Source organism: Paraburkholderia solitsugae, assembly GCF_013177695.1.
GTDB classification, from domain to species: Bacteria; Pseudomonadota; Gammaproteobacteria; order Burkholderiales; family Burkholderiaceae; genus Paraburkholderia; species Paraburkholderia solitsugae.
The window spans coordinates 21,423-28,783 of the sequence record NZ_WOEY01000003.1 but is presented as its reverse complement, the minus strand read 5'-3'; the positions used below and the strand labels follow the sequence as shown (position 1 = coordinate 28,783).

Genomic DNA, 7,361 nt, shown 5'->3' with positions numbered 1-7,361 from the left:
GGGGGAGCGGGGGGCGGAGTTGCCGCGGCGCTGCACCGGCACGGCAAGCGTAAAACCGGCGCGCGCCAACTTCAGGGTGGGGGCAGGGGGTGCCAAGGCGCCCGCCATTCTGAGTGAGCTCGACGGCCTGCCGGTCAACCGTCTGGGGCAACTCATCGTGCGCCGCACGCTGCAAACCGAAGTCGACGACAACATCTTCGCGCTCGGCGATTGCGCGGCTTGCCCATGGCCGGGCAACGAGCGCAACGTGCCGCCGCGTGCACAAGCGGCTCACCAGCAGGCAAGCTTCCTGATGAAGGCGCTGGCGGCCCGGCTCGAGAACAAGCCGCTGCCCGAATTTACCTATCGCGACTTCGGCTCGCTGGTGTCGCTCGGGCACTTCAGCGCGGTCGGCAATCTGATGGGCGGGGTGATCGGCGGCAATATGCTGATCGAAGGGCTGTTCGCGCGCTTCATGTACATGTCGCTGTACCGGCTGCATATCGCTGCGCTGCACGGCTATGCGCGGATGGTGCTGGACACCTTCGCGCACTGGTTGCGGCGCACCACGCTGCCGCGGGTCAAGCTGCACTGACGGCTGACCGCGCTCGACAAGGTTGCATGTGCAACAGGATGCGTGCGAGGCGTATTCTGTTGCATCCAACCTTCATCTGAGGAGCGCCGCATGCTGAAACCTGACATCGATAGCTTGGTTCCCCACGTTCCTTTCAATCGGCGCACCTTCATCAAGGCTGCGCTCGGCACCGGTTTCGCCGCAGCCGTTCTGCCCGTGTCGGCGCAAACCATCCATACCGATAGCGACGGTCTCGAAGCTGGCGAGGTAGCGGTGCATTCAGGCGACACGCTGGTGCCGGCGTATCGAGCGCAGCCGAAAGGCAAGACGCACTTGCCGGTGATCATCGTGATCCATGAGGCGTTCGGTGTGCATGATCATATTGCCGATGTGTGCCGGCGCTTTGCGAAGCTGGGCTATCTGGCGATCGCCCCGAACCTGTTCGAGCGGGAGGGCGATCCTTCGGTGCTGCCGACCATCCAGCAGCTTGACGAGCAAATCCTCAGCAAGGTACCTGACGCGCAGGCGATGGACGATCTCGATGCAACCGTCGCGTGGGCGGGCGAGCATGGCGGCGATCTGAACCGGCTCGGCGTGAACGGCTTCTGCTGGGGTGGGCGCATTGCGTGGCTGTACGCCGAGCACAATCCGAAGTTGAAGGCGGTCGTGGCTTGGTATGGCCGCGTGACGGGCGCCAAAAACGCGCTAACCCCAGCCAATCCGCTCGATCAGGTGGCGGATCTGCATGCACCGGTGTTGGGCCTATACGGGCTCCAGGATAAAAGCATCCCGCAGGACACGCTCGAGCAGATGAAGCAGGCCATCGCACAGGGTCCGCAGGCGGGGCGCGGCTCGCAATTCGTCGTGTATGACGACGCGGGCCACGCGTTTTTCGCGGACTACCGGCCGAGCTACAAGAAGGCCGATGCGGAGGATGGCTGGCGACGCACGCTGGCGTGGTTCAAGCAGCATGGAGTCGCATAAAGGCACGCGCTTGATGGGCGCTTAAGGATTCGGACCCGTTGCAATCGGCCGCTTCGGATCAGAACTCCATTCGCTCCACGATCCCGCATATAGCGCCGCGCCATGCATGCCGGCGATTTCCATCGCGAGCACGTTCACGCACGCCGTCACACCCGAGCCGCATTGCAGCACGACATGCTCCGGCGGCGTGTCGCCCAGCAATGCATGGAATTCCTCACGCAGCGTGTGGGCCGGTTTGTAGCGGCCGTCGGCGGTGAGGTTGTCCTTGAAGAACCGGTTGAGCGCGCCAGGAATATGGCCGCCGACGCGATCCAGCGTTTCGTTCTCGCCGCGATAGCGATCGTTCGCGCGCCCATCGACCACGACGCGTTCTTTCGTGCCGAGATTGCGCTCGACGGTCTGCGCATCGACGGTGACAGAAAGCGGCGCGCCCGCTTTGAAGTCGCCTGTGTTCTGCGCCGGCGCGTCTTGCGTCAGCGGGTGGCTGGCGGCCTGCCAGGCTTGCAATCCACCGTCGAGCAACGCAACCGCGTCATGGCCAAGCCAGCGCAGCAGCCACCATGCACGCGCGGCGTACATGCCACCCTGTGAGTCATAAGCGACCACCTGTTGACCCTGCTTGAGCCCGCGGGACTCCAGCGTCTCCACCAGCCGCGCGCGATCCGGCAGCGGATGGCGGCCATTGGTGCCCGTCTTCGGCCCCGACAGATCGCGATCGAGGTGCAGATAATGCGCGCCCGGCAAATGCCCGTCCAGATAGGCCTTCTCGCCCGCCTCGGTATCGGCCAGATCGAAACGGCAATCAATGACGAACACGCTGCCCGGCGCGGCGGCTAGCCGTTCCGCGAGGTTGGTCGCGGAGATGAGTGTGGTGTAGTGAGTGTGCGGCATGACGTCTCCGGTCCCATGCAAGATGGTTGTAAAGCGGGCGATTGCGGCGCTTGCCCGGCAGCTTGGCGCCGTTAGCGAATGGCCGAACGATACTGATAGTCTAAACAAAAAAAGACGGGCCGAAGCCCGTCTTTCCATGCTTTGATGCGGTTCGCGCAAGGATCGGCTCAAACGCCGATGCATGCGGAGCACGCGCGGACCGTGCGCGGATCAGATCCTGCCGAGTTCGCGCCGCAAGAACTCGTGGAAGTGCTGCATGCCGTCTTCCATCGGGCTCTGGTAGGGGCCGACCTGCGATTCGCCACGTTCCATCAGCGCGCGGCGGCCGCCGTCCATGCGTTCGGCGATCTCGTCGTCTTCGCGAGCCGTTTCCATATAGGCGGCGCGCTCAGCTTCGACGAACTCGCGTTCGAACAGCGCGATTTCCTCAGGGTAATAGAACTCCACCACATTGGTGGTTTTCTGCGGACCACGCGGAATCAGCCACGACACCACCAGCACGTGCGGATACCACTCGATCATGATGCCCGGGTAGTACACCATCCAGATCGCGCCGAACTCCGGCGGATTGCCGCCGCGGAAGCGCAGCACTTCGTCGTGCCATTTACGGTACGTCGGGCTGCCCGGCTGCTCCAGATCCTTGTGAACGCCGACCGTCTGCACGCTGTACCACTCGCCGAACTCCCACGTCAGATCGTCACAATTGACGAAGCTGCCGAGGCCCGGATGGAACGGCGCGACGTGGTAGTCCTCCAGATAGACCTCGATAAAGGTCTTCCAGTTGTAATTGCACTCGTGCACTTCGACGTGATCGAACATGAAGCCCGAAAAATCGAAGTGTTGCTTGGTGCCAAGCCGCGCCAGATCGCGCGCGACGTCGCGCCCCTGCGCTTCGAACAGCAGGCCTTGCCAGTTCTGTAGCGGCGTGGCGCCGAGATTCAGGCAGGGGTTATCCGCAAAATGAGGTGCGCCGAGGAGCTGGCCGTTCAGGTCGTACGTCCAGCGGTGCAGGGGGCAGACGATGTTCTCCGTCTGGCCGCGGCCGTTGAGCATGATGGCTTGCCGGTGGCGGCACACGTTCGACAGCAGTTCGACTTGCGACTGCTGGTTACGGACGAGCACACGCCCTTCGCTCTCGCTCGGCAAAGCAAAATAATTCCCCGCTTCGGGCACCATGAGATCGTGGCCGATGTAACGAGGACCTTTCTTGAAAAGGGTGTCGATTTCGCGCGTTAGAAGCGCTTCGTCAAAGTAAGCCGTGACTGGCAGCTGGCTGTGGACAGACCGCAACTGCAATGCATTGCTCAGATTGGACATTCCCACTCCCGTGAAGACGTGAAAGCAGTGAACAACCCAACCATCGAAGATTCGATTTAGGGAGCCCGAGATTATACCTGTTTCCCCCACCTTGGGGCGCTTAAGTGCCTGATTTGGGTCAAAAATGTCAAGTAAGTTCACGGTTTACGCCGCAGACCAATCGTTTTTTTTCTGCGAGACTGAGGGTCGGACACAGAGGGCAAAGGCGGGGCGCGGGCTGGCGATGGGATCGGAAATGTCGCTTTTGCCGTAGAATGTCCGACTTGTTTTAATTTTGCGACTATTCATGGCGAAGACCGCGTCGAAAGATACTGCTGCCGCGCCTGCTGAAGGCGTCGATACCACGCCGTTGCCCGAGAACTACGAGGCCGCCCAGGCTGAGCTGGAAGGGTTGGTCGCGCGCATGGAAGGCGGCAATCTCAGCCTCGAGGAGTCGCTCACCGCCTACCGGCGCGGTGCGGCTCTCGTAGCGTTTTGCCAGCAGCAGCTCGAGAAGGTCGAGCAGCAGGTGCGCGTGCTCGATGGCGAGACGCTCAAGCCGCTGCCTATGAATAGCGCAGGCACAGCCGCTACTGAAAGCGGGGACGATCTATGACATTCGAACAATGGACACGCTTGGTGCTCGAGCGCGTCGAAACGGCACTAGAACACTACCTGCCCACGGAAGCGACCGAGCCGGCCAAACTGCATGAGGCCATGCGCTATGCGGTGCTGGGCGGCGGCAAGCGGGTGCGCCCACTGCTGTGCCACGCGGCCGGCGAGCTGACCGGCGCGCGCGCCGAATGCCTGGATGCGGCAGCGGCGGCGCTGGAAATGATCCACGTGTACTCGCTCGTGCACGACGACATGCCCTGCATGGACGACGACGCGCTGCGTCGCGGCAAACCCACGGTACACGTCAAATATGACGAGGCCACGGCGTTGCTGGTCGGCGACGCGCTGCAGTCGCAGGCGTTCGTCGCGCTGACGTCCGATGTTCTGGCCCCGGCTCAGCAGGCTTCGCTGGTTCGCGAGTTGGCGTTGGCAAGCGGCTCGATCGGGATGTGCGGCGGTCAGGCGATCGATCTGGCGAGCGTCGGCCATACGCTGACGCGCGCGCAACTGGAAACCATGCACCGGATGAAGACCGGCGCCCTGCTGCGTGCGGCAGTGCGCATGGGCGCGCTGGCCGGCGAAACGCCGGATGCGGACGCGATGCGCTCGCTCGACGCGTATTCGGCCGCTGTCGGTCTCGCGTTTCAGGTCGTCGACGATATTCTCGACGTCACGACCGATTCCGCGACGCTTGGCAAGACGGCAGGTAAAGACGCGAAGGACGGCAAGCCGACCTACGTGTCGATTATTGGGCTCGAGGCGTCACGTGCACTTGCAGCGCAACTGCGCAGCGACGCTCACGCTGCGATTGCGCCGTTTGGCGCGCGCGCGCAGCGTCTTGCCGAATTGGCCGACCTGGTGGTGAACCGGGTTAGCTGAACGCGAAAGCCCGCCGCCGCGCACCTTTGCTACGGGTGCGTGTATGAAGTGCGGGCGCGTAAGTTTTCCTACAATGGAACGACGATGTACGACTTGCTGAAAACCATCGACGACCCGGCAGCCTTGCGCCGCCTCGATCGCCGCCAATTGCAACCGCTAGCAGACGAGTTGCGTGCTTTTGTGCTCGACAGCGTATCGCAGACGGGCGGCCATCTTTCGTCCAACCTCGGCACGGTCGAGTTGACCATTGCTCTGCACTATGTGTTCGACACGCCACGTGACCGGATCGTCTGGGACGTCGGCCATCAAACCTATCCGCACAAGATCCTGACGGGCCGCCGCGACCAGATGCACACGCTGCGGCAGCTCGGCGGTATCTCGGGCTTCCCGAAACGCGACGAGTCGGAATACGACACTTTCGGCACCGCGCACTCCAGTACGTCGATCTCGGCCGCGCTCGGCATGGCCGTTGCCAGCAAGCTGCAGGGCGAGAACCGCATGGGCATCGCCGTGATCGGCGACGGCGCGATGACGGCCGGCATGGCCTTCGAAGCGATGAACAACGCCGGCGTCGAAGACGACGTGCCGCTGCTGGTCATCCTCAACGACAACGACATGTCGATTTCGCCGCCGGTCGGCGCGCTGAATCGCCATCTGGCGCGCCTCATGTCGGGCCGTTTCTACGCTGCCGCGCGTGCGGGCGTCGAACGTGTGCTGCGCGTTGCGCCGCCTATGCTCGATCTGGCGCGCAAGCTCGAAGAGCACGCGAAGGGCATGATCGTGCCGGCCACGTTGTTCGAAGAGTTCGGTTTTAACTACATCGGCCCGATCGACGGTCACGACCTCGATTCATTGATCCCGACGCTGCAGAACATCAAGGAGCTGCGCGGTCCGCAATTCCTGCACGTCGTCACGAAGAAGGGGCAGGGTTACAAGCTGGCCGAAGCCGATCCGGTGCTGTATCACGGCCCAGGCAAGTTCAATCCGGCTGAAGGCATCAAGCCTGCCACTACGCCGTCGAAGAAGACCTACACGCAAGTGTTCGGCGAATGGCTGTGCGACGCGGCCGAGCTGGACGCGCGCGTCGTCGGTATCACGCCGGCCATGCGTGAAGGCTCGGGCATGGTCGAGTTCGAGAAGCGCTTCCCGGACCGTTACTTCGACGTCGGCATCGCCGAGCAGCACGCGGTGACGTTCGCGGGCGGTCTGGCTGCGGACGGCATGAAGCCGGTGGTCGCGATCTACTCGACCTTCCTGCAACGTGCTTACGACCAATTGATTCACGACGTCGCGCTGCAAAATCTGCCGGTGGTGTTCGCCATCGACCGTGCGGGTCTGGTCGGCGCGGACGGCGCGACGCACGCGGGCGCTTACGATCTGGCGTTCCTGCGCTGCATCCCGAACATGACCGTGATGGCTGCATCGGACGAAAACGAATGCCGTCAGATGCTGTACACGGCGTTGCAGCAGCCGAACCCGTCGGCGGTGCGTTATCCGCGCGGTGCCGGCACGGGCGTCGCCACCGTCAAGCAGATGGTGGCGCTGCCGCTCGGCAAGGGCGAGATCCGTCGCGAAACGTCGCAACCGGCCGGCAAGCGGATTGCGATTCTGGCATTCGGCACGATGGTTGCGCCGTCGCTGGCGGCCGCTGAGCAACTGGACGCCACGGTGGCGAACCTGCGCTTCGTGAAGCCGCTGGACGCCGAACTGGTCCGCCAGTTGGCCGAAACGCACGACGCCATCGTCACGGTCGAAGAAGGCTGCGTGATGGGCGGCGCGGGCTCGGCGTGCGTCGAAGCCCTGCTTGAGAGTGGGGTTATGCGACCCGTACTACAATTGGGCCTCCCGGATCGCTTCATCGATCATGGGGATCCGGCCAAGCTGCTCGCCGCGTGCGGTCTGGACGCAGCGGGCATCGCCAAGTCGATTCGCGAACGCTTTCTTTCCAGCGGCGCAGTCGCAGGTCAATCCTCGGTGAAGCGCGTCGCTTAGTTGCGTCGCTAACTGCGTCGATTGGCTGGTCGTTCAGCTGCGTGGCCGTGCGCTACGCCGCGGCTATGGCGGCCATAGCAATCTCCAAATTGAATCGATGGACCTTCGGGTCCATCATCCAACGCCGGCAAGGGCCGGCGTTTGCCATTGC

The 7,361-nt window shown here is 63.2% G+C and carries 7 protein-coding genes; 5 read left to right on the top strand and 2 right to left on the bottom strand.

Annotation, left to right across the window (positions count from 1 at the left end; all coding sequences use genetic code 11):
- Together GNZ12_RS00590 and GNZ12_RS00585 are read left to right on the top strand one after the other, a co-directional pair.
- Positions 1–574: NAD(P)/FAD-dependent oxidoreductase (locus GNZ12_RS00590; protein WP_172308531.1), on the top strand; the 574-nt coding region annotated here is incomplete at its 5' end.
- A gap of 90 nt (positions 575–664) precedes the next feature.
- Positions 665–1,537: a dienelactone hydrolase family protein gene (locus GNZ12_RS00585; RefSeq protein ID WP_172308530.1), complete on the top strand. Its 873-nt coding sequence runs from the start codon at positions 665–667 to the stop codon at positions 1,535–1,537.
- A 21-nt stretch (positions 1,538–1,558) separates the two neighbouring features.
- Here the strand turns inward: GNZ12_RS00585 and GNZ12_RS00580 are convergent, their stop codons facing one another.
- Positions 1,559–2,428: a sulfurtransferase gene (locus tag GNZ12_RS00580; RefSeq protein WP_172308529.1), complete on the bottom strand. Its 870-nt coding sequence runs from the start codon at positions 2,426–2,428 to the stop codon at positions 1,559–1,561.
- 210 nt (positions 2,429–2,638) lie between these two features.
- Positions 2,639–3,745, bottom strand: coding sequence for an aromatic ring-hydroxylating oxygenase subunit alpha (locus GNZ12_RS00575; protein WP_172308528.1), 1,107 nt, complete (start codon positions 3,743–3,745; stop codon positions 2,639–2,641).
- A 286-nt stretch (positions 3,746–4,031) separates the two neighbouring features.
- Between GNZ12_RS00575 and GNZ12_RS00570 the strand changes: the two genes are divergently transcribed.
- The 3 genes from GNZ12_RS00570 to dxs all read left to right on the top strand — a co-directional run bounded on the left by GNZ12_RS00570 (position 4,032) and on the right by dxs (position 7,210).
- Positions 4,032–4,340: an exodeoxyribonuclease VII small subunit gene (locus GNZ12_RS00570; protein ID WP_054034828.1), complete on the top strand. Its 309-nt coding sequence runs from the start codon at positions 4,032–4,034 to the stop codon at positions 4,338–4,340.
- Positions 4,337–5,218, top strand: coding sequence for a polyprenyl synthetase family protein (locus tag GNZ12_RS00565; RefSeq protein WP_172308527.1), 882 nt, complete (start codon positions 4,337–4,339; stop codon positions 5,216–5,218). Before GNZ12_RS00570 ends, GNZ12_RS00565 begins: the two co-directional genes overlap by 4 nt.
- Before the next feature lie 84 nt (positions 5,219–5,302).
- On the top strand, positions 5,303–7,210 hold the full coding sequence (dxs, locus tag GNZ12_RS00560; protein WP_172308526.1) for a 1-deoxy-D-xylulose-5-phosphate synthase: 1,908 nt from the start codon (positions 5,303–5,305) through the stop codon (positions 7,208–7,210).
- Positions 7,211–7,361 lie beyond the last annotated feature (151 nt).

Coding starts and splice junctions, on each gene's coding strand:
- GNZ12_RS00585 (WP_172308530.1), top strand. CDS start 665: ATGCTGAAACCTGACATCGATAGCTTGGTTCCCCACGTTCCTTTCAAT.
- GNZ12_RS00580 (WP_172308529.1), bottom strand. CDS start 2,428: ATGCCGCACACTCACTACACCACACTCATCTCCGCGACCAACCTCGCG.
- GNZ12_RS00575 (WP_172308528.1), bottom strand. CDS start 3,745: ATGTCCAATCTGAGCAATGCATTGCAGTTGCGGTCTGTCCACAGCCAG.
- GNZ12_RS00570 (WP_054034828.1), top strand. CDS start 4,032: ATGGCGAAGACCGCGTCGAAAGATACTGCTGCCGCGCCTGCTGAAGGC.
- GNZ12_RS00565 (WP_172308527.1), top strand. CDS start 4,337: ATGACATTCGAACAATGGACACGCTTGGTGCTCGAGCGCGTCGAAACG.
- dxs (WP_172308526.1), top strand. CDS start 5,303: ATGTACGACTTGCTGAAAACCATCGACGACCCGGCAGCCTTGCGCCGC.